The sequence below is a fragment of the Nonomuraea sp. CA-218870 genome (assembly GCF_050936535.1).
Lineage (GTDB): Bacteria > Actinomycetota > Actinomycetes > Streptosporangiales > Streptosporangiaceae > Nonomuraea > Nonomuraea corallina.
In genome coordinates this window covers 4,818,111-4,842,349 of sequence record NZ_JBNJMN010000001.1, presented here as the reverse complement: position 1 = coordinate 4,842,349, position 24,239 = coordinate 4,818,111, and the positions used below count along the sequence as shown (strand labels likewise).

Sequence of the window (24,239 nt, the reverse complement as noted above, 5' to 3'; positions counted from 1 at the left end):
GGGGTTCCCTCCAGTTTGCGGTAGACGCTGGATGGAATCCGCATTCTGTCGAGTCGCCCTCAGGTTTGTCCCAAAAATCTGGATATTTGGGTAAACCGCCGAGACCTCTTAAGCGTCTAGGTTCCTCCGTGAACGTGGTGTTCTTATGGGGATACGGGGATCTGAGGGATTTGGTGCAGCTCGCGGATCAGGCCAGGCCGAAGGCGTCCAGCAGCCCGGCGATCCGCAACTGGTCGAACACGCGAGGGGTCGGGTTGACCACCTTGAACCCCGCCTCGACGTCCCACGCCGCCTTCATCGCGTCCACCAGCACCCCCACGCCGGAGGAGTCGAGGAACGTCACCTCGCCCATCTCGATCCGCACCCCTGGAGGGCGCCGCGCCGCCACCGCGGACGAGATCGTCTCCCGTACCCGCGCGGCGTTGGTGAAGTCGATGTCACCGCGCAGGACCACCGGCAGCGTGCCGTCCGTGACCGTGCCGACCGTAACCACGTCCATGTCGAGTCCGCCTCCTCCGGCGACAGGGCGAGCCTTCGCCTGCTGGCCGGACGCGCTCCGCGACGAGCGTCCGGCCGAACCGATCCGGCGCGGTGCCCGCGCCCGGCACGCCCACCGCTTGAGTCGTCGACTTCCGCGCCGCTACGGCGAGCGATCGGCCCATCATACGTAGCCGGGACCGCCGTCCCCACATGGCGGGGACGGCGGGGAGGCGGAGCACGTCAGCGGGCGCCGAGCAGGTGCTCCATCGCCAGCTGGTCGAGGCGCTCGAAGGCCATGCCGCGCCGGCCGGCCGCGTCGGGGTCGAAGTCCTCGAACGCGGTGCGGTCCGCGAGCAGGTCGGCCGGCGACTCGCCGGCCGCCAGGGTCGGGCGGGCCAGGTCGTCGAGTCGGGCCGCGCGCAGCGCCTCCTGCACCTCCGGGTCCGCGCGGAACGCCGCCGCGCGCTCCTTCAGCAGCAGGTAGGTGCGCATGTTGCCGGCGGCCGAGGCCCACACGCCGTCCATGTCCTCGGTCCGCGGCGGCTTGAAGTCGAAGTGCCGCGGGCCCGTGTAGCCGCCGGTCTCCAGCAGGTCCACCACCCAGAACGCGTCGCGCAGGTTGCCGGCGCCGAAGCGCAGGTCCTGGTCGTACTTGATGCCGGACTGGCCGTTCAGGTCGATGTGGAAGAGCTTGCCGTGCCACAGCGCCTGGGCGATGCCGTGGGTGAAGTTGAGCCCGGCCATCTGCTCGTGACCGGTCTCGGGGTTGACGCCGACCATCTCGGGGTGGGCGAGCTCCTCGATGAACGCCAGTGCGTGGCCGACGGTGGGCAGCAGGATGTCGCCGCGCGGCTCGTTCGGCTTCGGCTCGACCGCGAAGCGCAGATCGTACCCCTGACCGAGCACGTACTCGCCGAGCAGGTCGAAGGCCTCCTTCAGGCGGTCCAGGGCCGCCCGCACGTCCTTGGCGGCGCCAGACTCGGCGCCCTCGCGGCCGCCCCACGCCACGTACACCTTGGCGCCCAGCTCGACGGCGAGGTCGATGTTGCGGATGGTCTTGCGCAGCGCGTACCGGCGCACGTCGCGGTCGTTGGCGGTGAACGCGCCGTCCTTGAAGACCGGGTGCGTGAACAGGTTGGTGGTGGCCATCGGCACCACCAGGCCCGCCGTGTCGAGCGCCTGGCGAAAGCGCTTGACGTGGGACTCGCGCTCGGTGTCGGACGAGCCGAAGGGGATGAGGTCGTCGTCGTGGAAGGTGACGCCGTACGCGCCCAGCTCGGCCAGGCGGTTGACGGTCTCCACCGGGTCCAGCGGGGGCCTGGTGGCGTCGCCGAACGGGTCGCGGCCCTGCCAGCCGACGGTCCACAGGCCGAACGAGAACTTGTGCTCCGGGCGGGGAGCGAGGCTGTCAGTCATCGGACTCCTATTCGTAAGGGCACAAAACAAATTAATATGCGGAAGCGCGGTAGGGAAGCCCACAACCCGGGAGGCACCATGTCGGCACAGCGCGTCGTCATCGGGATCGACAGCTCCACCCAGGCGGCCAAGGCCGTGGCCGTGGACGTCGACACCGGCGCCGTGGTGGGGGAGGGCCGCGCCCCGCACTCCGTCACCTCCGGCGCCGGCCGCGAGAGCGACCCCGAACAGTGGTGGCGCGCCCTGTGCGCGGCCGTCACGCAGACCGGCTGGGCCGACCGGGCCGGCGCCGTCTCCGTCGGCGGCCAGCAGCACGGCCTGGTGACGCTGGACGCCTCCGGCGCGCCCATCCGGCCCGCCCTGCTCTGGAACGACGTCCGCTCCGCCGGCCAGGCGGCCGCGCTGACCGACAAGTACGGCGCCGCGACACTGGCCCGGCGCACCGGCAGCGTGCCGACGGCGGCGTTCACCGTCTCCAAGTGGCTGTGGCTGCGCGAGAACGAGCCGCACCACGCCGAGCGGGCCGCGGCCGTACGGCTGCCGCACGACTACCTCACCGAGCGCCTGACCGGCGAGGGCGTCACCGACCGCGGCGACGCCTCCGGCACCGGCTGGTGGACGCCCCAGGGGTACGACACGGACCTGCTGCGCGACATCGGGCTCGACCCGGCCCTGCTGCCCCGGGTCGTCTCCGGCCGGGCGGGCACGGCGCGGGCGGGCGGGCCGCTGCCCGAGGGCACCCCGGTCGCCTCCGGCACCGGCGACAACATGGCCGCCGCGCTCGGCCTCGGCCTCGAACCCGGAACCCCCGTGCTCAGCCTCGGCACCTCCGGCACCGTCTACGCCGTCACCCGGCAGCACCCCGAGGACCCGACCGGCGTCGTCGCCGGGTTCGCCGACGCGCTGGACACCTGGCTGCCGCTCGCCTGCACCCTCAACTGCACCCAGGCCATCGACAAGTTCGCCGAGCTGCTCGGCCGCGACCGGGAGGCGGTCGAGCCCGGCGGCAGCGCCGTCGTGCTGCCGTTCCTGGACGGCGAGCGCACCCCCAACCTGCCGCACGCCGCCGGGCTCGTCTACGGGCTGCGCCACGACACCACCGCCGGGCAGGTGCTCCAGGCCGCCTACGACGGCGCCGCGGCGGCCCTGCTGTCCGCTCTCGACGACGTGCTGCGGGCCGGCGGCGAGCGGCCCGACCCGGCGACCCCGCTGCTGCTGATCGGCGGCGGCGCCCGGGGGGACGCCTGGCGGCGGACGATCCTGCGCCTGTCAGGCCGCCCGGTGCTGGTGCCCGCGGCGAGCGAACTCGTCGCACTCGGCGCGGCGGCCCAGGCGGCCGCCCTGCTCACCGGCGAGGCCCCGGACGCGGTCGCCCGCCGCTGGGGCACGGCCCGCGGCGAGCTGCTGGAGCCGGTGGCCAGGGACGAGGCGGCGGTGGAGCGGATCGCCGGTACGCTGCCCCGGGCCGGCCAGCTGTTCACCCGGCTCTGAACGGAGGGAGTGCGCGGGCGCGCGGCCGGTCGGGCGACCGCCGCGGGTCCGGGGCGCGGGTACGGGGAGGTTCGCGGTGAGGAGTGGACCCGGGGGCGGGGCCCGGCCGGCGTCGCAGCAGGGCATGCGGCAGCACAATCTGGCCCTCGTCATGAGCACCGTCGCCGGGCGCGGACCGGTGTCCAGGGCGGCCGTGGCCGGGCACACGGGGCTGACCAGGCCGGCCGTGTCGAGCCTGGTGGACGAGCTGCTCGCCGCCGGGCTGCTGACCGAGCTGGGCCCGGCCGCCAACGGGCGGGTCGGGCGGCCGGGCAGCGCGCTCATGGTCAGCGACCGCGGCCCGGCCGGGCTCGGCCTGGAGGTCGGCGTCGGGCACCTGGGCGTGTGCGTGACCGACCTGCGCGGCCAGGCCCGCGTCTGGACGGTGGTGGAGAGCCCCAACGCCGCCCTTGCGCCCGCCGAGGTGCTCGCCAGGCTGGCGGCGCTCGCCGGCGAGGCCACCGCCGAGGCGGCCGGGCTCGGGCTGCGGCCGGTGGCGGCGGTGATGGCCGTGCCCGGTCTGGTCGCCGACGCCTCCGGCACCGTGGGCAGCGCACCCAACCTGGGCTGGCACCACGTCCCGGTGGCCGGCCTGTGGCCCGGCCCGCTCCCGCCGAGGGTGGAGAACGAGGCCAACCTGGGGGCGCTGGCCGAGCTGTCGGCGCATCCGGTGGCGGCCGACTTCATCCACGTCTCGGCCGAGAGCGGCATCGGCGCGGCCCTGGTGGTGGGCGGCCGGCTCTTCACCGGGGCCCGCGGCCTGGCGGGCGAGCTGGGTCACATGCCGGTCCACCCGGACGGCCCCCCGTGCTCCTGCGGGGCGCGGGGCTGCCTGGAGCAGTACGCCGCCAAGGCCGCGGTCCTGCGCGTCGCCGGCCTCCCTCCGAATCCCGCCGGCCCGCGCGCCGGCGTGACCTCCGCCGAGGAGCGTCCAGGTGATGGGATCGCGCTGCTGGCCGACAGGGCGCGGGCGGGCGACGCGCGCGTGCGGCGGGCGCTGGAGGAGGCGGGCCAGGCGCTGGGCACGGCGCTGGCGGGCGCGGTGAACCTCCTCGACCCGGCCGCCGTGGTGCTCGGCGGAGCCTACGCGGAGCTGGGGGAGTGGCTGGTGCCGCCCATGCGGCGGGAGCTGGCGGCGCGGGTGACCGTACGGGAGTGGGACCCGGAGGCGCTGACCGTGTCGGAGCTGGGCCGGCGGGGGCCGCTGCTCGGGGCGGCGCTGGCGACCGTGCGCTCGGTGCTGGAGGACCCCACCGCGCTCTGGACCTGAGCCCCGGGCGACCGCACGCGCCCCCGATGGACAGTGGCGCGACGACATTGAGCAGTGATTGGGCGTAAAACGACCTGTTAAGTGAGCAATGCGGCGAAGCATGCTCGCCGGGTGAACCTCGGGGGAAACGCGTACGAGAGCCGGCGCCGCAAGGCGGACCGGCTCTACGAGCTCGACGGGTTGCGGCTGGCGGCGGCGCTGTGCGTGGTGCTGTACCACTACGCGTTCTCCGGGCCGGTCGGCGGGACCACGACCATCACTTATACGGAAATTTCCGGACTGGCCAAGTACGGCTACCTGGGCGTGGACCTGTTCTTCCTCATCAGCGGCTTCGTGGTGCTGATGAGCGCCTGGGGCAGGGGCCCGCGGGCGTTCGTCGCCTCCAGGCTGGCCCGCCTCTACCCGGCGTACTGGCTGGGCGTGGCCGTGACCGCGGCGGTGACGGTGACGCTCGGCGGCGGCCTGTTCGACGTGTCGGCGGTCCAGGTGCTGGTCAACCTGACCATGGTCCAGTCGGTCGCGGACGTGCCCAACGTGGACGTCGTGTACTGGACGCTCTGGGCCGAGCTGCGCTTCTACGTCCTCATCCTGGCGCTGGCCTGGCTGGGGATGACCAGGGGCCGGGTCATGGCCGCGCTGTGGGGGTGGCTGGCCATGACCGCCCTGGTTCAGCTGGGGGTGCTGCCGGGCGTCGCCGACCTGGTGGTGCAGTCGGAGTTCGCGCACTACTTCATCGCCGGGATGGCGCTGTTCCTGGTGTACCGGTTCGGGGTCACCTGGCAGACGCTGCTGCTCGTGCCGCTCTGCCTGGCCAACGCGCTCTACCGGGGCGTGGGGTACGCCGAGGCGGTGGGGCGGCGGTACGGGGTCGAGTACGACCCGTGGCTGGTCGTGATCGTGATCGCCGCGGCATTCCTGATCATGACCCTGGTGGCTCTGCGCGCGCTGCCGTCGCTCGCCAGGCCCTGGCTGGTGACCGCCGGAGCGCTCACCTACCCGCTCTACCTGCTGCACGCGCACATCGGCTTCATCGTCATCGAGCGGCTCGGGGGCACGATGAACCGGTGGGTACTGCTGGTGGCGCTGGTCGCGGTCATGTGCCTGGCCGCCTACGCCGTGCACCGCTGGGTGGAGCGGCCGGCGGCGCCGCTGATCAGGCGTCTGGCCGGGCCCCGAACACCTCCTGGTGCCACAGGATCTCCGCCACCCGTTCCAGCCCGGCCGCGAGGTGCCGCCGGTAGGTACTGAACGGCAGCCCCAGCCTCTCGGCCGCGGCCTCCTGGGTGGGGACGCGACCGTAGTAGGTGGTGACCAGCGCCCGGTGGAAGCGGTCCGCGCGCGGGTCCTGCCGCACCTGCTCGACCGCCTGCTCCAGCAGGTCGCGCACGGCCTGCGCGGGATCCCCCGCGGGGTGCACGGCGACGAGCCGGCAGCGGGCCAGCGGGTTGCCCGCCAGCGCGTCCGGCCGTGACACGTTGCGCAGCGCGTCCCGTACGGCCGTGTCGAAGTCCGAACGCGCCAGCACCGTCAGCTCCCTGCCCTGCGGGGTGGCGGGCGCGCGCAGGCCCAGGCCGCGCACGCTCAGCCGCTCCAGCCAGGCCTCCGGCGTGATGGTGCGCCAGTCGTGCGCGAACAGGCCGAACGTCTCGCCTCCCACCGGGATACGGGCGCCCAGGTCGTGCATGTCGTAGTGGCGCAGGTAGCGCCGCCACGAGTCCGGCTCCCGCATGACGAGGAACGTCCAGGCCAGCCGGTCGGAGCGCAGGCACTCGCCGACCGCGCGCCACTGCACCAGGTCCATCACCGGCGAGCGGCCGTGGAAGCGCGGCAGCACCCAGGCGCGGGCCAGCGCGATGTGCTCGCCCGGGCGCGGCGGCGCGGTGTCGGCGACGTGCCGCCAGGCCGCCCCGAGCAGCGGGCAGGCGGCTTCCGGCTCGGCCGGGGCGGTCACCCGCACCCAGGACATGAGGGCGACCGGCTCGCCGGTCTCGGTGCGCCGGTGCACCCAGAACCCCTCCGGCTGGCGGTCGATCCAGTACGCGGCGTCCGCGGCCGACTTCTCGCCCTCGGCCTCGGCCGCCATGCGCAGCACCTCGGCGCGGTCCTCGGGGTGGAACGGCTCCTCGTGCACCTCGCCGTCGCCGCGCCAGTTCTGGAACTCCGAGGTCACCCCGTCGTGGCGGTGCAGGAAGAACAGCGAGCCCATGGCCGCCAGCGCGTCCTGGCCCGGGGCGGCGCGCACCTGCGCGGCCAGATGGGCGTGGATGCGGTGGTGCATGTCGGCGTACCCTTCGGGGTCGCGCCAGCGCAGGTCCGCCTCCAGCGCGTCGCGGACCACGTCGTGCGGGAACAGGCCGTGCCGGCCCGACTCGATGAACGGCAGCCGGCGCAGCCAGCCGAACAGCGGCCGGGGATGGTCGGGCAGCACCGCGCGCAGCAGCTCCTCGGTGGTGGCGTGGGCGTGCGCGCACACCTCCAGCGCGTGGCGGTGGGCCGCCGAGGGCACCTCGCCGACGAGCTGGTCCAGCAGCGTGGCGGCGAGCTCCTCGGGGATGTCCTTGTCCACGGTCCAGCGGGCCGACGCCCGGTCGTCCTTGGCGGCGACGGCCGCGCCCAGGCACAGCGCCAGCGGGTGGCCGCCCGCGAAGGCCAGCAGCGGCTCGCGCAGCTCCTCGGTCACACCCCGGGCGTCGATCAGCGCCATCGCCTCGCGCGGCGCGAGCGTGCGCAGCCGGATCACCCGCAGCACCTCCGCCCAGCCGGGGTCGGCCTGCCAGCGCAGGTCGGGCGGGTTGCGGCCGGCGACCACGACGAGGGCTCCGGCCGGCACCCGGGGCAGGAACCTCTCCCGCAGCCAGCCCTCCAGGCCCTGGCACCGCTCGAAGGTGTCGATCAGCAGCACCCCGCGCTCGGCGGTGAGCACCTGCCCCGCCTCGGCCTCGAAGGCGGCGGGGGACGGGTCCACGGTGCGGCCGTCCACGGTCACCACGGGCCGGCCGGCGGCGGCCGCCTGGGCGGCGAACCGGCGCAGCAGCGCCGACTTGCCGATGCCGCCGGAGCCGTGCACGAACAGGACCATGAACGAGAGCTCCGAGCCGAGCGCGGACCGGAAGAGCGCCTGCTCCTCCTCCCGCCCGACGAAGGCGCGGTCACGCGCGGCCTCCAGGCGCTGCCCCAGCGACGGGTGATCAGCGTCAACTCCCCGTAACATGCTGGCCACGATAGCCGCGTGATCGGGGCGAGACGCGGCGAACCCGGTCCGGCAAGTGTGAAAAATTCTCCAGAATTCGCGCGGATGCCTGTCGTGGGCCCCGCACACGGAAGCCCGTGCTAGAGTGAATGCGTTGCAGTTCTGGTACCCATGACTTGTGTGCGCCCGTACGGTATGTAACCGTCGGGCGCATTTGTTTTACCGGTCATTTCCGGATGGGTCCGGACACTCCGGCTCTGTACTCATCAAGGGAGAATGACATGGCCACAGGCACCGTGAAGTGGTTCAACGCCGAAAAGGGCTTCGGCTTCATCGAGCAGGACGGCGGCGGCGCCGACGTCTTCGCCCACTACTCCAACATCGCCGCTCAGGGCTACCGTGAGCTGCACGAGGGCCAGAAGGTGAGCTTCGACATCACCCAGGGCCAGAAGGGCCCGCAGGCGGAGAACATCGTCCCCGCCTGACCTCGCGGCGACAGGGCCCGCATCCCCACTGGGGGTGCGGGCCCTCGCGCGTTCACACCGGCGGGCGCTACAGCGGGAGCGCCGGGGGCTGCCAGTCCTCGCCCGGGACGGGCGGCTCGTCCCGCTTGCGGATGAGGTACGGCGGCAGGGCCAGCGCGTGCAGGCCGGTCCTGCGCAGGGTGCCGATCGCGTGCTCCGCCGTCTCGGCGAGCGGCTCGCCCGGCCCGCTCAGCGAGGCGCCGGCGAGCACCGGGCAGCCGGTCAGCGCGTGCCAGCGGCTCAGCACCCCGTGCAGGAACGGCGTGGTGTCCGGCCGCACCGTCTGCGGCCGGGCGCTGCCGTCCACGTGCGTGACGCCGGGCAGCGCGTCGCGGTGCCCGGGCCGCACGCCGGCCGCGTACTGCGCGAACGGCGCCGGACGGTCGAGCTCGAAGATCCGTTCCGCGTGCTCGGCCGCGACCAGCGCCGCCAGCGGCCGGAACCACTCGCGGCCGCCCACCTCGGCGTTGACGTAGTCGCGCAGCTCCGGCACCCGTGGGTCGGCCAGGACGCTCCGGTGGCCCAGCGCGCGCGGCCCCGACTCGCTGCGTCCCTGGTGCAGGCCCACCGTGCGGCCGTCCGCCAGCAGCCGGGCGGTCGCGCCCGCGAGGTCCGCGGGCCGCTCGGCCGCCAGGTCCTCCGGCAGCGCCCGCACCGCGGCCTCGGCCTCGGCCGGGTCCGGGTCGGGCCCGAGGAAGTCGTCGGTCCACCTGAAGGCGCTGTCGACGCCCAGGCACTCGATCATCCCGTACAGGGCGCAGCCGATCGCGGTGCCGCCGTCGTGCGGGCTCGGCGGGACGAACACCTCGCGGAACGGCGACTCGCGGATCAGCCGGCCGACGGCCGGGCGGTTCAGCGCCGTGACGCCCGCGAACACCAGGTTCGCCAGGCCGGTGCGCCGGTGCAGCCACGCCACCAGCTCGTCCAGCGCCCGCTCGAACACCCGCTGCCCGGCCGCGGCCAGGTTCGCCGACCGCTTGAACGTGCTCCCGCCGTTGACCACGTAACGGAACGCCGCGCCCTGCGCGAACGTGTCCAGCCACGCCTGCGGGATGAACACCTCGTGCCCGCGCACGTCCAGTCCGGGCAGCCCGAGCGCGTCCGGGTCGCCGAACGGGGCCAGGTCCGTCACCTGGCCCGCGTCGCCCTCGCCGCTCGGCCAGAGCATCCGCGTCAGCAGCGCGGAGAAGCAGCCCAGGCCCGCGGGCCTGGCCCAGTCGCCGTCCCACAGCTGCTCGGCGAGGCACTCGACCCGGTATCCGGCCGGGCCCCTGGCGCACCGGTAGAAGGAGGAGACCTCCAGCAGGTCGCCGGCCCGGCTGCCCTGCGCGTTCACCACCAGCCCCGCGGCCTCCTCGAACGGCGACGGCGGGAAGGCGCTGTAGAGGTGGCTCAGGTGACGCGAGAGGAGCACCACCGGCGTGTCCGGGCCCAGGCCGAGCGTCTCGCGCAGCTCCGCCCGGTAGGCGGCCAGGTCGTCGAGCTCGGCGTCGGACGAGTAGCTCTCCACCACGAGGTCCACCGGCCCGGCGAGCGGGGGCAGCCGGGGCAGGTAGTGGTCCGGCAGGTCGCCGAGCCGGCCTCGGTGGTGCCTGCGGCGGGTGATCCGCTCCTTCTGCAGACTGTGGACCGAGCCGGGGCCGCGCGCGAGCGCGATCGACCCGTCGCGCGCCCGGTTGACGCCAATCACCACAGGACCCACGGCCATATTCGATCCCCCCGACGAGCCGATGAGGAGCCCTCTACCCTCAGATCACGATATGTCACAGAAAGTGACCATTCGGGGAGGTAAGGCCCGCGGTCAGCCCGGCCCCGGGGAGTCCTCGGGCAGCGAGCGCACCCGTTCGATGATCGCCGTCGTGGACCGATCGGAGACGTAGTCCAGCACCCGCACCTCGCCGCCCATGGCCCGCACCAACGGCGCCTCCGGCAGCATGTCGGGGGTGTAGTCGCCGCCCTTCACGTACAGGTCGGGACGGACCATCCGCAGCAGCCGCTCCGGCGTGTCCTCATCGAACGAGGTCACGTAGTCGACGTAGCCGAGTGCCGCCAGCACCGACATGCGGTCCTCGCACGGGTTGATCGGCCGGCCCGGCCCTTTCAGCCGCGCCGTGCTCGCGTCGCTGTTGACCGCCACCACCAGCACGTCGCCGAGCTGGGCGGCCCGCTCCAGGTACGTCACGTGCCCCCGGTGCAGCACGTCGAAGCAGCCGTTGGTGAACACGATCCGCTCACCGCGCCGCCGGTGCTCGTCCAGCCTGACCGCGAGCCGCTCCGGCGTCCCGGCCGGCCCGTCCCCGGCGCGCAGCGCCCGCTGCAGCTCCCGCCGCGTGCACGTGGCGGTGCCCGGCCGGCGCACCACCACCCCGGCCGCGGCCTGCGCGGCCTGCGCCGCCCGCTCCGGTGGCGCGCCCGCGGCCAGCCAGAGCGCGAACGCGGCGGTGAAGGTGTCGCCCGCCCCGGTCGCCATGTGGTCCGGCGCCGGCTCCGCGTACGTCCGGTACGGCGGCAGGCCGGGCCGGTGCAGCAGTGTGCCCTCCCCGTCCAGGGTGGTCACCACCATCCGCGCCCCCGACTCCGCCAGCAGGCGCTCCGACCGCTCGGTGAGGAAGCGGACCCGGTCCTCGCGGTCGCCGTCCTCTCCCAGCAGCCGCAGCACCTCGCGGTAGTTCGGCAGCACCGCCGAGGGCGCGCACGCCCGCCACGGGCCGATCGCGTGCGCGTCCACGACCAGCAGGGGCAGCCCGGTCAGCGCCCGCCGCACCGCGTCCGTGCACACGCCCGCGTCGTAGTCGCAGGCGATCACCACGTCGGCGCCGGGCAGCGCCTCCCGCAGCTCCGCGATGACGCGGGCCTCGGCCTCGGGCGGGATCGGCTCGCGGTCCTCCTCGTCATAGCGGGCGATGAGCTGCTCGCCGACCATGAGCCGCTGCTTGTGCGGGGTACGCCTGCCGGGCACGGTCACCATCCGGGCGTCGACGCCCAGCAGGCCGAGCGCCCTGGCCAGCTTGTCCGCGCAGTCGTCGTCACCGACCGTCCCGATCAGCCGCACCCGCGCGCCCAGCGCGGCCAGGTTGGCCGCGGCGTTGCCCGCCCCGCCGGGCGCGTCGTCGGTGGCCTCGACGCTGACCACGGGAACCGGCGCCTCCTGGGCGATGCGCTTGACCGGTCCGCGCAGCCACGAGTCGAGCATCACGTCGCCGATGACCACGGCCTGGAGGTCGCCGTCCATAGCTCGGTCCATGGCAAGGCGACTACCTGGAGGAACGGCTCTCAAACGGCCGGCGTGCCCCGCCGGCGCGCCAGGCCCGGGTGCGGCGGCGGATCGCCCGCGGAATCCGGCCGGCCGGCACCGGCGGCGGCGCGGGCGTCCCCTTCCTCTACAGTCGCCCCATGACGACCGCCCGCTCCCTGATCCTGTTCGCGCTGGCCGCCGTCGCCGAGATCGGCGGGGCCTGGCTGGTGTGGCAGGGCGTGCGGGAGCAGCGGGGGCTGCTCTGGATCGCCGCCGGGGTGCTCGCGCTCGGCGCGTACGGGTTCGTCGCCGCCTTCCAGCCGGACCCGCACTTCGGCCGGATCCTCGCCGCCTACGGCGGCGTGTTCGTGGCGGGGTCGCTGCTGTGGGGCGTGCTGGTCGACGGGTTCCGCCCCGACGGCTGGGACCTCGCGGGGGCGGCGATCTGCCTGGTGGGGGTCGCCGTGATCATGTACGCGCCACGCGGCTGAGCCGGTACGGCCGTGCGGCTACTATTTAGATGACCGTCGAACCGTGGGAGACCGTGGGAGGAGGTGCGGCCGTGGCCGTCTGCTGCGTGCCCATCGCCAGGGAGCCGCTGTCCGAGGCCGCCGCCGCGGAGCTGGCCCCGCTGCTGAAAGCGGTGGCCGACCCGGTGCGGCTGCGGCTGCTGTCGATGATCGGCTCCCACCCCGGTGGCGAGGCGTGCGTGTGCGACCTCACCGACGCCTTCGACCTGACCGCGCCGACGATCTCGCACCACCTCAAGGTGCTGCGCACGGCCGGCCTGATCGACTGCGAGCGGCGCGGCACCTGGGTCTACTACTGGATCGTCCCCGGCCAGGTGGCCCGGCTCGGCGCGCTCTTCACCCCGCTGGCCCAGCCGGCCACGCCCTAGCGCCGCCGCGGAGCTCCCGCGCGGGAAGGTGCCGCTACAGGTCGCGCCGCAGCACCACGAGCGCCACGTCGTCCTCCCGCGCCCCGAACGCGGCCAGCATCCGGTCGCAGAACCGCTCCAGATCGTCCTCGACCGTCTCCGCCAGCGACCTGGCGCGCTCCAGGCTGACGTCGAGCAGCACGTCGCGGTCCTCCAGCAGGCCGTCGGTGAACAGCATCAGCGTCGCGCCCGGCGGCAGCACCAGATGGTCGACCTTGTACTCCTCGTTCGCCACCCCGAGCAGCAGGTTGCCCAGCCCGTGGTAGCGCGCCCCCGGCCCGGCCAGCAGCGGGGGAATGTGCCCGGCGTTGGCCAGCTGCAGCTCGCCGGTGCGGGGATGGAGCAGCAGCAGGCACACCGTGGCCGTCATGCCCGGGTGGTAGCGCCGCAGGATCTTGTTGAGCAGGTCCATGGACGCGGACAGGTCGACCCGGTCCATCACCGAGGCGCGCAGCGCGTGCCGCAGCTCCGCCATGATGGTGGCCGCGTGCAGCGAGTGGCCCATGACGTCGCCGATGGCCACCAGCACCCGGTCGCCCGCCTCCAGCACCTCGTAGAAGTCGCCGCCGACCTCCACGTTGTCGCGCGCGGGCCGGTAGCGCAGCCCCACGGCCAGGCCGGGGATGTCGGGCACCCGGGTCGGCAGCAGGCTGCGCTGCAGCGTGAGCGAGGTCGCGTGCTCCTCGGCGTAGGCGCGCAGCGCGTCCACCGCGAGCGCGAGCCCCTGGCCGAGCTGCCGCAGCAGGTTGACCTCGTTGCCGTCGAGCACCGGATCGGCCGTCACGCCCAGGAACACCGGCGGCCGGCCCGTCTTCGTCCGGCACAGGACCCCGATGACGGGCGCTCCGGCGTCGGCCTCGCCGTGGAGGGCGGCCCAGTCGGCGGCGGGCACGGTGAGGACCTCGGCGCCGGCCTCCTCGCCCAGGGCCTTGGCGCACAGCCGCTCCAGCAGGTCGGGCGGGACACTCGCCTGGGTCACGGTCTCGCCGGGCCCGGCGAGATGACGCTGGAGCCGCTTGTCGTCCGGCAGCGCGAGCGCGGTGGCCGGCCGGCCCAGGATGGAGGAGGCGCCCCGCACCGCCACCCCCAGCAGGCTGTGGAACGACTCCGACCGGTTGATCTGCAGTGTCACCTCGGCCAGGTGGGCCAGCCGGGCGGCCATCACCTCCGCCCGCCGCCGCGCCCTGGAGTAGCGCAGCGTCGCCTCCACCGTCGCGGTGAACTCGTCGGGCTCGATCGGCTCGGACAGGTAGGCGTCGGCGCCGCGCTCCAGCCCTTCGGCCCGGTCGCGCACGCTGATGGCGTTGCCCGACACCTGGATGACGGGGATGGAGGCGGTGGCGGGGTCGGCCTTGATCCGCTCGCACACCTCGAAGCCGCTGAGATCGGGCAGCCGCACGTCCAGGATCACCAGGTCGGGGTGGCGCTCGGCGATCAGGGCCAGCGCCTCCTCACCGGCGCCCGCCTCCGACACCCGGTGCCCGGCCCGGCGCAGCCAGCTGACCATGACGTAGCGTTTGGCCGGTGTGTCGTCGACCACGAGCACGTCGGCGGGTCCGCGGTCAGGCACGGCGCCCCCGCGCGGCCTCGCGCACGGCATCCAGGAACTGCTCGCGTCTCAGCTCGTGCTTGGACAGCACGGGATGGTCGCGCGCCGCCTTGCCCGGCGCCACCGTCACCACCACCACCGCGACCTCCTTCAGGCGTTCGTCCTCCGCCATCCGCTGCAGCAGGGCGTTGCCGTCGAGACGGGGCATCAGCATGTCGAGCACGATGACGTCCGGTCGCCGCACCGCCATCAGCTCCAGCGCCTCCACGCCGTCGGCGGCCTCGTCCACCTCGCTCGCGATCCCGTACAGCATCCTACGGGCCAGCTCGCGGAAACCCTGGTCGTCGTCGGCGATGAGCAGCCGGCCGATCTCGGGAGGGCCGTGACGGACGGGGAGCCGCACGGTGACGGTCGTCCCCCTGCCGAACGTGCTGGCCAGGTCGAGCTGGCCGTCGAGCGCCCGGACCAGCGTGCGCGCGTACGGCAGGCCGAGCCCGGTGCCCCGGGCCTTGACCTGCAGCGCGTGCGGCACCTGGAAGAACTCCTCGAACACGCGGTCCAGGTCTTCCTCGGCGATGCCGATCCCGGTGTCGGACACGGTGATCACCACCTGGCCGGCCTGCTCGTCGAGGCGGGCGTCGAGCCGCACCTCGCCCTCCCGGGTGAACTTCAGCGCGTTGGACAGCAGGTTGCGCAGCACCCGGACGAGCATGGTCTCGTCGGTGTAGACCTCGGCCGCCGCCGGCGCCACCTCGGTGCGCAGGACCACGTCGCTGGTGGGCTGCATGGTCGCGTGCAGGTGGCGGACGAGATCCTCCACGTCCACCGGCGCGAGCTCGGGCAGCAGCCGGCCCGACTCGGCCTTGGCCAGGTCGAGCAGGTCGCCGACCAGCGCCAGCAGCGTCTCCGCCGAGTTGCCGATGAACCGGATCTGGCGCTCCTGCTCCTCGGTGAGCGGCTCGCCGTCCGCCGTGGTCATCAGCCGCACCAGGCCGATGATGGAGCTGAGCGGGGTGCGCAGCTCGTGGCTGACCGTGGCCCAGAACCGGTTCTTGGCCTCGGCGGACTCGCGCAGCTGGGTGGACTTCTCGTCCAGCTCGGCGTAGAGGGCGACCACGCCCCTGTTGGTCTCCTCCAGCTCCGCCGACAGCTCGTGGTACAGGGCCATCACGCCCCTGTTGGTCTCCTGCAGCTCGGCGTTGAGCCGCAGGACGTCCTCCAGGGTCGCCGCCAGCTCCTGGTTCTGCTGGCGCAGCTCCTCCATCGCGCTGACCGGGGCCAGCTGGGCCAGCCGCTCGCGGATCTGGTCGGCCGGCAGGCCGGGCAGGCGGCCGGGGAGCCGCTTGACGATCGTGATCCGGCCCTCGGCGGCGGTGGCGTCGTCCACCAGGCGGCCGGCCAGTGCCAGGCTCTCCCGGCCGGCCGGCCTCGTCCCGGCGAGGTGCTCGATGGTGACGCGCAGCTCTTCGGCCTCCAGCGTGAACACCGCTACCGTCCCGGCGCCGACCACCTCCCGGCCGACCTCGCTGAGCGCGGTGGCGACCCGGATCTGGTCCTGCGCTTCCAGCCCGGCCAGCTCGGCGGCGGCGCGGCCCAGCCGGCGCAGCGCGAAGACGTCCCGGTCCTCGCTCAGGCGCAGCCTGGCCAGCTCAAGTGCGGTCATGTCACGGCCTCACGATCACGACACACGCGTCGTCCCTGCGGCTGCCCGCCCCACGCAGCAGCCCCGCGGCGATCACCACGGGGGAGCGGGAGAACAGGCCGGGCAGGAGAGTGGGGGACCACCGGTCGGTGAGCCCGTCAGAGTGCAGCACGACGGTCGCGTGCTCGTCCAGTTCGTACTCGTACTGCCGGAGCCGGCGCCCCTGGTGACCGGTGATGCCGGGCACCGACACCATGCCCTGCCGGCGGTCGGCGTAGGTGACCCAGCCGGCGATGTTGCCGAGCCCGGCGTAGGTGACCTTCTCCGGGGTCACCCGCGCGACGGCGACGGCTCCGCCGCGGGTGTGGCCCAGCCCGCGGTGCAGCCGTCCCAGGACGGCCAGCGGCTCGTCGTCGGTCCCGCTCAGGAACAGCTCGACGGCCTCCCTGGAGGCGTGCGCCGCGGGCGCGCCGTGGCCCAGCCCGTCGCACACCATGACGGTGACGACCCGGCCTTCGGTCGTGAAGGCGAACGCGTCGCCCGAGACGGTCTCCTCGCCGATGGGGCGGACGAGCCCGGAGGCCGGCGGCCGTCCGGCCTGCTTCCCGGCGGCGAAGTGGACCGCCAGCAGCGTGCCCGTGCCCGGCATCGAGTGCACGTCGTACGAGGAGGCGATGCGGGTGATCGCGCCCAGTCCGATGCCGAGCGTGCCCGAGGTGGAGTAGCCGTCGCGCATCGCCCGCGCCACGTCCGGCATGCCGGGCCCGCGGTCCATCGTGACGAGCTCCACCACCTCCGGCGCCCCGGGGCAGGGCCGCACCAGCGCCATCCCCTCCACGGCGTGCTTGACCAGGTTGGAGACGGCCTCGGTGACCGCGACCGCCACCTGGCCCACCCGCTCGGCGTCGAACCCGGCCTTCTGGGCCAGCTCGACCGCGCTCCTGCGGACCGCGCCGACGGCGCTGGGCTCCTCGGCGCGGATCCAGACACCGTCGCGGACCCCGCCGAGAGGGTTCATCCTCGGGCCCATTTCGTCGCGGTGATCGTGGTGCCCTTGCCGGGCGCGGAGGTCACGTCGAACTCGTCGACCAGCCGCCGGGACCCGCCGAGGCCGAGGCCGAGGCCGCCGGCGGTGGTGAAGCCGTCGGTCAGGGCCCGGTCCAGGTCGGGGATGCCGGGGCCCTCGTCGCTGAAGATCAGCCGCAGGCCGCGCCGCCTGCCGTCCTCGATGACCACGATGCTCACCCTGCCGCCGCCGGCGTGGATCAGCGCGTTGCGGGCCAGTTCGCTGGCCGCCGTCACGATCTTCGTCTGGTCTATCAGCGACAGGCCCGCCTCGACCGCGACGACGCGCACCTGCTGGCGCACCATCACGAGATCCGCGTTGCCGGCGATGGCCAGGTGGCCGTCCTGGGTCATCGCGGCGCGCTCCGGTCGCCGAGGTGGTCCAGGAGCGCCACGCCCTTCTCGAGGTTGAGCGCGGTGCGCACGCCGCCCAGTGACAGGCCGAGCTCCACCAGGGTGATGGCCACGGCCGGCCGCATGCCGACGACCACGGTCTCGGCGTCGAGCATCCGGCACATGCCGGCGATGGTGGCGAACATCCGGCCGATGAACGAGTCGATGATCTCCACTGCCGAGATGTCGATGATGACGCCCCGCGCGCCGGTGGAGACGACCCGGTCCGCCAGGTCCTCCTGCAGCGCCAGCACGCTCTGGTCGTCCAGGTCGATCTGGATGGAGATGATCAGGATGTCGCCGAGCTTGAGGATGGGAACGCGCTCCATCACGATTCCTCTGTGCGGACGGCGATCCGCATCCGGCGGCGTTCGCTGAACTCGATGCCGCTGCACCGCAGGGTGTAGGCGAGCGCGTCGGCCAGGGTGGCCTTGGTGACGATGTCGCCGAACTCGATGCCGAGGGTGACGATCGTGTGCGCGATCTGCGGGCTGATGCCGGAGATCACGCACTCGGCGCCCATGAGCCGCGCGGCGACCACGGTCTTGAGCAGGTGCTGGGCCACCTGGGTGTCGACGGCGGGGACGCCGGTGATGTCGATCACCGCGTGCTCCGACCCGGTGTCGACCAGGATCTGGAGGAGCTTCTCCATCACGACCTGGGTCCTGGCCGAGTCGAGGGTGCCGACCAGCGGCACCGCCACGATGCCCTCCCAGAGCTTGACCACCGGGGTGGACAGCTCCAGGAGCTGCTCGGCCTGGTCCATGATGACCTTCTCGCGGGCGGTCGCGTAGGCCTCGATCGTGTAGAGGCCGAGGTCGTCGATGAGGCGGGAGAACCAGATGAAGCCACGCAGCGCGTCGGCTCCGCCGTCGACCTCCACCGACTCGTACACCGCCTCCTTGAGGCTGTACACCGCCCTGGCGGTGTCGGAGGGGGTGTAACCCTGACGGGCCCGGCTGCGGGACAGCTCCGCGAGCAGCCCGCGCACGTCGGTGAGGTCGTCGCCCTCCTGCGCCAGCGAGCTGCGCAGAGCCTGGTAGAGCTCCCGGAGTTCGTCGGCGGGGGCCTGGGCGATGGTGCTCCAGCGGCGCAGGATCTGCTCGTCGGCGCTACCCAGCAGCTCCTTGATGCGTCGTCTGGCGACGTCGGCATGGACGGTCAAAATTGGACTCCTGAGGATACAGATGACAGCACTGCCGGGCAGGGTAACGGCCTGAATGCCCAGCGGGTGGAAGATGTACTTTTCATCCCCGACCCGTGCCGTCCCGACAATATCCGATGACGGACACTACACCGCATACCGTCATATTTCGGTGACATTGAAATTCGCGGCGCCCGTGGTGCGCCGTGGCACCAGGGTGGGCGTGATCGAGATACGTGCCGACGCCGTGCGCCCGCCGATGCGCTCCAGCAGCAGCCGGGCCGCCGTCCGGCCCATGGTGAGCCCCGGCTGGTCGACGCTGGTCAGCGAGATGTGCGCCAGCCCGGCCAGCCAGCTGTTGTCGTATCCGGCGACCGAGACGTCGCCCGGCACGTCGAGCCCCGCCTCGCGCAGCGCGCCCAGCACGCCGATCGCGGCCAGGTCGGCGCCCGCGAAGACCGCCGTCGGCGGCTCCGGCCGGCGCAGCAGCTCGGCGACCCCCGCACGGCCGCCTTCCTCGGTGTACGAGGTCCGCACGAGGTCGGCGTGCGCCCCGAGCCCCAGCCTGACCATGGCCCGTTCGTACGCGTGCGCCCGCGGGCCGGGCAGCGGCGTGGCGGGCCCGCCCTGGCCGGAGTCGTGCCCAACGGTGTCCGCGAGGTGCGCGATGCGGCGGTGGCCGAGGCCGGCCAGGTGCTCGACCACGAGCCCGGCGCCCACCTCCTCGTCGCCGAAGACCGCGTCGTAGTGCGGCGAACGGTCGTCGCGGCCGAGCACCACGACGGGCACGGCCCTGGCGATCGCCTCCAGGCCGGCCTGTGGGCTGAGCGGGGCGACCAGCACCACCCCGCCCACCGACTGGTCGATCAGCGCGTGGACGGCCCGCGACTCGCCCGCCGGAGCCCGGCCCGCCTGGCTGATCACCACCTCGTAGCCGGTGTCCCCGAGCTCCTCGACGATGCCGTCGATCAGGTCGGGAAAGAAGGGATTGCGCAGGTCGGGGAGGAGCACGCCGAGCGTGGAGGCGTGGCCGCGCAGCGCGCGGGCCGCTCCGTGCGGGCGGTAGCCCAGCTCCTCGATGGCCGCCAGCACCCGGGCCCGCATGGCGGGGCTGACCCCGTAGGCGTTGCGCAGCACCTTGGAGACCGCCGACGTGGAGACCTCGGCGTGCCGCGCCACGTCCCCGATGGTCACCCTGGTGGCGGTCATCCGACCTCCCGTAGAACGAACCACATCCTGCTTGCCGCCGATGCTCCTGACACCCCTCCTGAGCGGAGGATACCAATGGGTAACGTTCCACGATTTCCCCGGTTCATGCACGCCTCGCCGGGCGGTCCTCTTTCCCGGTGCATCCGGAAAGCGGACTTTTCACTATCCTCAGGCATTTATGGGAATGCACTTCGCGGAAAGCGTTTACGACCGCGGTTCGGCGCTGTCGAAACGCACCGGCCCGAATACGGGAAAACGGTGAAGAAAAGCCGGCGCGAGAATGCCGGAGGCGTCCGGGAAGATCGCTTGCCTCCGCTGGGGGCGGCGTCGCCGCCGTCCCGCCCGTGTCGCCGACCTCGTGCCCGTCGGCCATGGAGATCGGGGCCGGTCGTCCGGCCGGAGGTGCTGTGAGCGCCTTGAATAGCGCAGGTGTTCGAGGCCGAAGGCCCCGGCCCGAATCGCGGCCGGACGGGAAACGCGGCCGGCTCCGGAAAACGGGCGGCGTTTTCCGGGGGGCCGGTCACAATCTGCTCGTCCAGGAGGCGGGTTCCCGGTACGGGCGCGCCCGTACCGGGTGAGGAACCTCACGCCCAGGGGCCGGTCAGCTGAAGGCCCTGGACACCTCGTCGAGGATCTCGTCGCCGATCTCCGCCAGGGAGCGGGCCTCCTCTTCCTCGATCCACTGGTGGGTGGCCAGGCGCAGCGCCCCGAGGAAGGCCGCCGCCAGCACCCGCGGCCGGGCCGGGGCGGGCCTGTCGGCGATCGCCTGGGCCAGCTCGCGCTCCAGGTCGGCGTGGCTGGCGAGCTGGCGGGCCAGCAGCGCCGGATGCTTCTTGGCCAGCCGGGTGCGGATCGCCCAGTCGCGGTCCAGCGTGCCCATCTCCTGGTACATCTCGGAGATGGTGGCCCGCATGGCCTGCCACGCGGTGAGGCCGGAGGGCTGCTGCCGCACCCGCGCCACCAGTTGCCTGAAGCGCTCCTCCTCCCCGTACAGGAGGGCGTCCTCCTTGCCGGCGAAGTAGTTGGAGAAGGTGCGGCGGGAGATGTTGGCGGCGTCGGCGATGGCCTCGACCGTCACGCCGTCGAAGCCGTGCTCGACGGTCAGTCGCAGCGCCGCCTCGTGCACGGCCTGCCGGGTCTCGGCCTTCTTGCGCTCTCGCAGGCCCAGCGTCGTGGTGTCCATCCTGCGGACACTCTACCCGCAGGGAATAAATGCGCAATGCGCAAACTTTCGCAATGGGAAGTAGTATGTCCCGTTGTCTCCCCCTGATCCAGAACGGAGGTCGCGCGTGAGCGCACCCACAGAGGCGTCTGCCCAACCGATGACCCACCGGCAGGTGCTGGAAGCCCTCAGCGGGCTGCTGCTCGTGCTCTTCGTCGCCATGATCAGCGGCACGATCGTCGCGGTCGCGCTGCCCCAGATCATCGGCGCCCTGGACGGCACCCAGTCCCAGTACACCTGGGTCGTCACCGCCTCTCTGCTGGCCGCGACCGCGACGACCCCCATCTGGGGCCGCCTGGCCGACCTCTTCAGCAAGAAGCTGCTGCTCCAGATCTCCATCCTGATCTTCATGGTCAGCTCGCTCGCCTGCGGCTTCGCCCAGAACACCGAGCAGCTCATCGCCTTCCGCGCCGTGCAGGGCCTCGGCATGGGCGCGCTGCAGATCCTGGTGCAGGTGATCATCGCCGCGATGATCAGCCCCAAGGAGCGCGGCCGCTACAACGGCTACCTCGGCGGCGTCATGGCCGTCGCGACCGTCGGCGGGCCGCTCCTGGGCGGGCTCATCGCCGACACCTCCTGGCTCGGCTGGCGCTGGTGCTTCTTCATCGCCGTGCCCTTCACCGCCATCTCCCTCGTCCTGCTGCAGAAGACGCTGCGGGTGGCCACCGTCCGCCGCGACGACGTCAAGATCGACTACCTGGGCGCGACGCTCATCGCCGCCGGCGTGAGCGTGCTGCTCATCTGGGTCACGTTCGTCGGCAACTCCTTCGACTGGCTGTCGTGGCAGACCGCGGCCATGGCCGGCGGCGGCGCCGCCATCCTGGCGCTGGCCACCTGGGTGGAGACCCGGGCCGCCCAGCCGGTGGTGCCGCTGCACGTCATCCGCCGGCGCACCCCCGCCCTGGCCATCCTGGCCAGCCTGGCGGTCGGCATGGCCATGTTCGGCGGCTCGGTCTTCCTCGGCCAGTACTTCCAGATCGGCCGCGGCTACACCCCCACGGAGGCGGGCCTGCTCACCATCCCGATGATGGCCGGCGTGCTGGTCTCCTCCACGATCAGCGGCCGCATGGTGTCCAGGAGCGGCAAGATCAAGCCGTACATCGTGACCGGCTCGATCGTGCTCACGCTCGGCTTCCTGGGACTGTCCACGATCGACCACGAGACCTCGCTGGTGGTCATCGGCGCCGCCATGCTGCTCGTCGGCGTGGGCGTCGGCATGTCGATGCAGAACCTGGTGCTCGCCATCCAGAACACCGTCCCGCTGCGCGAGCTCGGCGCCGCCAGCGGAGCCGTCACGTTCTTCCGCTCCCTCGGCGGCACCATCGGCGTCTCCGTCCTCGGGGCCGTCCTCGCCAACCAGGTCGCCACCGGCATCACCCAGGGGCTGACCAAGGCGGGCATCCCGGCCTCCGGAGGCGGCGGCACCGGCACCCTCGACCTCGCCTCCCTGCCCGAGCCGATCAGGGCCATCGTCAGGACCGCGTACGGCGACGCGACCGGGCACATCTTCCTCATCTCGACCGGGCTCGCGCTGGTCGGCGTCATCGCCACCCTGTTCTTCAAGCCCGTCACCCTGCGCGACACCCTGGACCTGCCGGACCCGGCCCCCAAGGAGCCGGCGCCCACACGTTGAGCCGTCCCCGCGGGTGGATCAGTCCGCCTTCTTCCAGCGGGCGACCAGCTGGTCGTAGTCGAGCGTCTCCGGCTCGCCGCGCTCGTCCGCCAGCTTCGCCACCGGGGCGCCCGGCTGGTCGAACCAGTACCCGGCGTCCCGCTCCTGGTTCAGCTTGGGCGCGCAGGGGCCGCCGTAGCCGCGCCGCTCCAGCCGCGACAGGATGTCGTCCTGCTGCCTGGCCAGGTTGTCCATGGACTGCTGCGGCGTGGTCTCGCCCGTGACGGCGGTGGCCACGTTCTGCCACCACAGCTGCGCCAGCCTCGGGTAGTCGGGCACGTTCGTCCCGGTCGGCGTCCACTGCACGCGCGCCGGGCCCCGGTAGAACTCGATCAGGCCGCCGTACTTCTCCGCGTTCCGCTCGAAGTAGTCGCTGCGGATGTCGGAGTCGCGGATGAACGTCAGCCCGGCGATCGACTTCTTCAACGACACCGTCTTGGACGTGACGAACTGCGCGTACAGCCAGGCCGCCGCCCGGCGCTCGGCCGGGGTGCTCTTCAGCAGCGTCCACGAGCCGGCGTCCTGGTAGCCGAGCTTGTGGCCGTCCTTCCAGTACGCGCCGTGCGGGCTGGGCGCGATCCGCCACTTCGGGGTGCCGTCGTCGTTGACCACCGGCAGGCCGGGCTTGGTCATGTCGGCGGTGAACGAGGTGTACCAGAAGATCTGCTGGGCGACGTTGCCCTGCGCCGGGACCGGGCCGGCCTCGCTGAAGTTCATCCCGGCCGCCTCGCGCGGGGCGTACTTCTTCAGCCAGTCGACGTACTTGGTGAGCGCGTACACGGCGGCCGGCCCGTTCGTGTCGCCGCCCCGGGTGACGGACGAGCCGACCGGGCGGCAGTTCTCCACCCGGATGCCCCAGTCGTCGACCGGCAGCCCGTTCGGGATGCCGGGGTCGCCGTTGCCCGCCATCGACAGCCACGCGTCGGTGAACCGCCACCCCAGCGACGGGTCCTTGCGCCCGTAGTCCATGTGGCCGTACACCTTCTTGCCGTCGATGGTGCCGTCGCCGTTGACCTTGCCGGTGAAGAACTCGGCGATGTCCTCGTAGGCGGCCCAGTTGACCGGCACGCCGAGGTCGTAGCCGTAGGCGTCCCTGAACTGCTTCTTGACGTCCGGGTCGGTGAACCAGTCGTAGCGGAACCAGTACAGGTTCGCGAACTGCTGGTCAGGAAGCTGGTAGACCTTCTTGTCCGGGCCGGTGGTGAAGCTGATCCCGATGAAGTCCTCCAGGTCCAGCGTGGGTGAGGTGACGGCCCTGCCCTCCCCGGCCATGTAGTCCGACAGCGGCAGCACGTAGTCGCCGCGCGCGTGGGTGCCGATCAGGTCGGAGTCGTTGACGTAGGCGTCGTAGATGTTCTGGCCGCCCTGGATCTGCGTCTGCAGCTTCTCGATCACGTCGCCCTCCTGGATCAGGTCGTGCTTCAGCCTGATCCCGGTGATCTCGGTGAACGCCTTGGCGAGCCGCTGCGACTCGTACTGGTGGGTGGTGATCGTCTCCGACACCACGTTGATCTCCATGCCGCGGTACGGGGCCGCGGCCTTCATGAACCAGTCCATCTCGGCGAGCTGCTGCTCCCTGGACAGCGTGCTCGGGGTGAACTCGGTGGACACCCAGCGCTGGGCGGCCGCCCTGGCGTCGGCCTCCCTGAACTCGCCGCCGCCCGCCTGGCCGCCGCCCTGCGAACAGCCCGCGGCCAGCAGGGCGAGCACGGCCGCGCAGCACGCGCTCCTCGTGGGGATCTTCCTGTCGAACGGCATCGC

At 72.9% G+C, this 24,239-nt stretch carries 21 protein-coding genes; 7 read left to right on the top strand and 14 right to left on the bottom strand.

What is annotated here, in order from left to right; all coding sequences use genetic code 11:
- Positions 1-187 precede the first annotated feature (187 nt).
- Both ACQEUU_RS23380 and xylA read right to left on the bottom strand, forming a co-directional pair.
- Positions 188-499 (bottom strand): STAS domain-containing protein, encoded by a 312-nt coding sequence (locus ACQEUU_RS23380; RefSeq protein WP_433069272.1) that lies wholly within the window; start codon positions 497-499, stop codon positions 188-190.
- 221 nt (positions 500-720) lie between these two features.
- Positions 721-1,896, bottom strand: coding sequence for a xylose isomerase (xylA, locus tag ACQEUU_RS23375; protein ID WP_433069270.1), 1,176 nt, complete (start codon positions 1,894-1,896; stop codon positions 721-723).
- Positions 1,897-1,974: 78 nt separating this feature from the next.
- Here xylA and xylB point away from each other — a divergent pair, with 78 nt between their 5' ends.
- The 3 genes from xylB (at position 1,975) to ACQEUU_RS23360 (ending at position 5,944) form a co-directional block, all read left to right on the top strand.
- Positions 1,975-3,387, top strand: a complete 1,413-nt coding sequence (gene xylB / locus ACQEUU_RS23370; protein WP_433069267.1) for a xylulokinase — start codon at positions 1,975-1,977, stop codon at positions 3,385-3,387.
- 76 nt (positions 3,388-3,463) lie between these two features.
- Complete coding sequence (locus ACQEUU_RS23365) at positions 3,464-4,696, top strand: ROK family protein (RefSeq protein WP_433069264.1); 1,233 nt, start codon at positions 3,464-3,466, stop codon at positions 4,694-4,696.
- Positions 4,697-4,807: 111 nt separating this feature from the next.
- On the top strand, positions 4,808-5,944 hold the full coding sequence (locus tag ACQEUU_RS23360) for an acyltransferase family protein (protein ID WP_433069261.1): 1,137 nt from the start codon (positions 4,808-4,810) through the stop codon (positions 5,942-5,944).
- Here ACQEUU_RS23360 and ACQEUU_RS23355 read toward each other — a convergent pair.
- Positions 5,850-7,907, bottom strand: coding sequence for an ATP-binding protein (locus ACQEUU_RS23355; RefSeq protein WP_433069259.1), 2,058 nt, complete (start codon positions 7,905-7,907; stop codon positions 5,850-5,852). The genes ACQEUU_RS23360 and ACQEUU_RS23355 overlap by 95 nt on opposite strands.
- A 260-nt stretch (positions 7,908-8,167) precedes the next feature.
- Between ACQEUU_RS23355 and ACQEUU_RS23350 the strand changes: the two genes are divergently transcribed.
- Positions 8,168-8,371, top strand: a complete 204-nt coding sequence (locus tag ACQEUU_RS23350) for a cold-shock protein (protein ID WP_270153657.1) — start codon at positions 8,168-8,170, stop codon at positions 8,369-8,371.
- Between the two features lie 67 nt (positions 8,372-8,438).
- Here the strand turns inward: ACQEUU_RS23350 and ACQEUU_RS23345 are convergent, their stop codons facing one another.
- Together ACQEUU_RS23345 and rfaE2 are read right to left on the bottom strand one after the other, a co-directional pair.
- Positions 8,439-10,118 carry a carbamoyltransferase C-terminal domain-containing protein gene (locus tag ACQEUU_RS23345; RefSeq protein ID WP_433069256.1) on the bottom strand — a complete coding sequence of 560 codons (1,680 nt, stop codon included), beginning with the start codon at positions 10,116-10,118 and terminating at the stop codon, positions 8,439-8,441.
- 93 nt (positions 10,119-10,211) lie between these two features.
- On the bottom strand, positions 10,212-11,642 hold the full coding sequence (gene rfaE2 / locus ACQEUU_RS23340; protein WP_433069254.1) for a D-glycero-beta-D-manno-heptose 1-phosphate adenylyltransferase: 1,431 nt from the start codon (positions 11,640-11,642) through the stop codon (positions 10,212-10,214).
- A gap of 161 nt (positions 11,643-11,803) precedes the next feature.
- Between rfaE2 and ACQEUU_RS23335 the strand changes: the two genes are divergently transcribed.
- On the top strand, positions 11,804-12,136 hold the full coding sequence (locus ACQEUU_RS23335; protein ID WP_433069252.1) for a YnfA family protein: 333 nt from the start codon (positions 11,804-11,806) through the stop codon (positions 12,134-12,136).
- 29 nt (positions 12,137-12,165) lie between these two features.
- Positions 12,166-12,543 carry an ArsR/SmtB family transcription factor gene (locus ACQEUU_RS23330; RefSeq protein WP_433069250.1) on the top strand — a complete coding sequence of 126 codons (378 nt, stop codon included), beginning with the start codon at positions 12,166-12,168 and terminating at the stop codon, positions 12,541-12,543.
- 34 nt (positions 12,544-12,577) lie between these two features.
- Here ACQEUU_RS23330 and ACQEUU_RS23325 read toward each other — a convergent pair whose 3' ends face one another.
- From ACQEUU_RS23325 to ACQEUU_RS23290, 8 genes are all read right to left on the bottom strand, one after another.
- Entirely contained in the window at positions 12,578-14,152 is a 1,575-nt protein-coding gene (locus ACQEUU_RS23325; RefSeq protein WP_433069247.1) for a SpoIIE family protein phosphatase, read from the bottom strand.
- Positions 14,145-15,794: an ATP-binding protein gene (locus ACQEUU_RS23320; RefSeq protein WP_433069244.1), complete on the bottom strand. Its 1,650-nt coding sequence runs from the start codon at positions 15,792-15,794 to the stop codon at positions 14,145-14,147. Before ACQEUU_RS23320 ends, ACQEUU_RS23325 begins: the two co-directional genes overlap by 8 nt.
- A 1-nt stretch (position 15,795) precedes the next feature.
- On the bottom strand, positions 15,796-16,791 hold the full coding sequence (locus ACQEUU_RS23315; protein ID WP_433069241.1) for an ATP-binding protein: 996 nt from the start codon (positions 16,789-16,791) through the stop codon (positions 15,796-15,798).
- Positions 16,788-17,192, bottom strand: a complete 405-nt coding sequence (locus tag ACQEUU_RS23310) for an anti-sigma regulatory factor (protein ID WP_433069239.1) — start codon at positions 17,190-17,192, stop codon at positions 16,788-16,790. Before ACQEUU_RS23310 ends, ACQEUU_RS23315 begins: the two co-directional genes overlap by 4 nt.
- Positions 17,189-17,560, bottom strand: coding sequence for an STAS domain-containing protein (locus tag ACQEUU_RS23305; RefSeq protein ID WP_433069236.1), 372 nt, complete (start codon positions 17,558-17,560; stop codon positions 17,189-17,191). The genes ACQEUU_RS23310 and ACQEUU_RS23305 overlap by 4 nt, the downstream gene beginning before the upstream one ends.
- A complete protein-coding gene (locus ACQEUU_RS23300; RefSeq protein WP_433069234.1) occupies positions 17,560-18,396 on the bottom strand; it encodes an STAS domain-containing protein in 837 nt (278 codons plus the stop codon). The genes ACQEUU_RS23305 and ACQEUU_RS23300 overlap by 1 nt, the downstream gene beginning before the upstream one ends.
- A gap of 141 nt (positions 18,397-18,537) precedes the next feature.
- A complete protein-coding gene (locus ACQEUU_RS23295) occupies positions 18,538-19,584 on the bottom strand; it encodes a LacI family DNA-binding transcriptional regulator (RefSeq protein WP_433069232.1) in 1,047 nt (348 codons plus the stop codon).
- Positions 19,585-20,185: 601 nt separating this feature from the next.
- The gene (locus tag ACQEUU_RS23290) at positions 20,186-20,767 is read right to left on the bottom strand and encodes a TetR family transcriptional regulator (RefSeq protein WP_433069229.1); all 582 of its coding nucleotides are present in this window, start codon (positions 20,765-20,767) and stop codon (positions 20,186-20,188) included.
- Between the two features lie 139 nt (positions 20,768-20,906).
- Between ACQEUU_RS23290 and ACQEUU_RS23285 the strand changes: the two genes are divergently transcribed.
- Complete coding sequence (locus ACQEUU_RS23285; protein ID WP_433071949.1) at positions 20,907-22,439, top strand: MDR family MFS transporter; 1,533 nt, start codon at positions 20,907-20,909, stop codon at positions 22,437-22,439.
- 18 nt (positions 22,440-22,457) lie between these two features.
- On the opposite strand, the gene ACQEUU_RS23280 is transcribed toward ACQEUU_RS23285, so the two are convergent.
- Complete coding sequence (locus tag ACQEUU_RS23280; RefSeq protein WP_433069226.1) at positions 22,458-24,236, bottom strand: ABC transporter substrate-binding protein; 1,779 nt, start codon at positions 24,234-24,236, stop codon at positions 22,458-22,460.
- Between the last annotated feature and the right edge of the window lie 3 nt (positions 24,237-24,239).

Excerpts from the sequence above, each read along its gene's own strand:
- ACQEUU_RS23310 (WP_433069239.1), bottom strand. The coding sequence starts at position 17,192 with ATGACCCAGGACGGCCACCTGGCCATCGCCGGCAACGCGGATCTCGTG.
- ACQEUU_RS23305 (WP_433069236.1), bottom strand. The coding sequence starts at position 17,560 with ATGGAGCGCGTTCCCATCCTCAAGCTCGGCGACATCCTGATCATCTCC.
- ACQEUU_RS23335 (WP_433069252.1), top strand. The coding sequence starts at position 11,804 with ATGACGACCGCCCGCTCCCTGATCCTGTTCGCGCTGGCCGCCGTCGCC.
- rfaE2 (WP_433069254.1), bottom strand. The coding sequence starts at position 11,642 with ATGGACGGCGACCTCCAGGCCGTGGTCATCGGCGACGTGATGCTCGAC.
- ACQEUU_RS23345 (WP_433069256.1), bottom strand. The coding sequence starts at position 10,118 with ATGGCCGTGGGTCCTGTGGTGATTGGCGTCAACCGGGCGCGCGACGGG.
- ACQEUU_RS23290 (WP_433069229.1), bottom strand. The coding sequence starts at position 20,767 with ATGGACACCACGACGCTGGGCCTGCGAGAGCGCAAGAAGGCCGAGACC.
- ACQEUU_RS23330 (WP_433069250.1), top strand. The coding sequence starts at position 12,166 with ATGACCGTCGAACCGTGGGAGACCGTGGGAGGAGGTGCGGCCGTGGCC.
- xylA (WP_433069270.1), bottom strand. The coding sequence starts at position 1,896 with ATGACTGACAGCCTCGCTCCCCGCCCGGAGCACAAGTTCTCGTTCGGC.
- ACQEUU_RS23355 (WP_433069259.1), bottom strand. The coding sequence starts at position 7,907 with ATGTTACGGGGAGTTGACGCTGATCACCCGTCGCTGGGGCAGCGCCTG.
- xylB (WP_433069267.1), top strand. The coding sequence starts at position 1,975 with ATGTCGGCACAGCGCGTCGTCATCGGGATCGACAGCTCCACCCAGGCG.
- ACQEUU_RS23315 (WP_433069241.1), bottom strand. The coding sequence starts at position 16,791 with ATGAACCCTCTCGGCGGGGTCCGCGACGGTGTCTGGATCCGCGCCGAG.
- ACQEUU_RS23295 (WP_433069232.1), bottom strand. The coding sequence starts at position 19,584 with ATGACCGCCACCAGGGTGACCATCGGGGACGTGGCGCGGCACGCCGAG.
- ACQEUU_RS23380 (WP_433069272.1), bottom strand. The coding sequence starts at position 499 with ATGGACGTGGTTACGGTCGGCACGGTCACGGACGGCACGCTGCCGGTG.
- ACQEUU_RS23285 (WP_433071949.1), top strand. The coding sequence starts at position 20,907 with ATGACCCACCGGCAGGTGCTGGAAGCCCTCAGCGGGCTGCTGCTCGTG.
- ACQEUU_RS23280 (WP_433069226.1), bottom strand. The coding sequence starts at position 24,236 with ATGCCGTTCGACAGGAAGATCCCCACGAGGAGCGCGTGCTGCGCGGCC.
- ACQEUU_RS23350 (WP_270153657.1), top strand. The coding sequence starts at position 8,168 with ATGGCCACAGGCACCGTGAAGTGGTTCAACGCCGAAAAGGGCTTCGGC.
- ACQEUU_RS23320 (WP_433069244.1), bottom strand. The coding sequence starts at position 15,794 with ATGACCGCACTTGAGCTGGCCAGGCTGCGCCTGAGCGAGGACCGGGAC.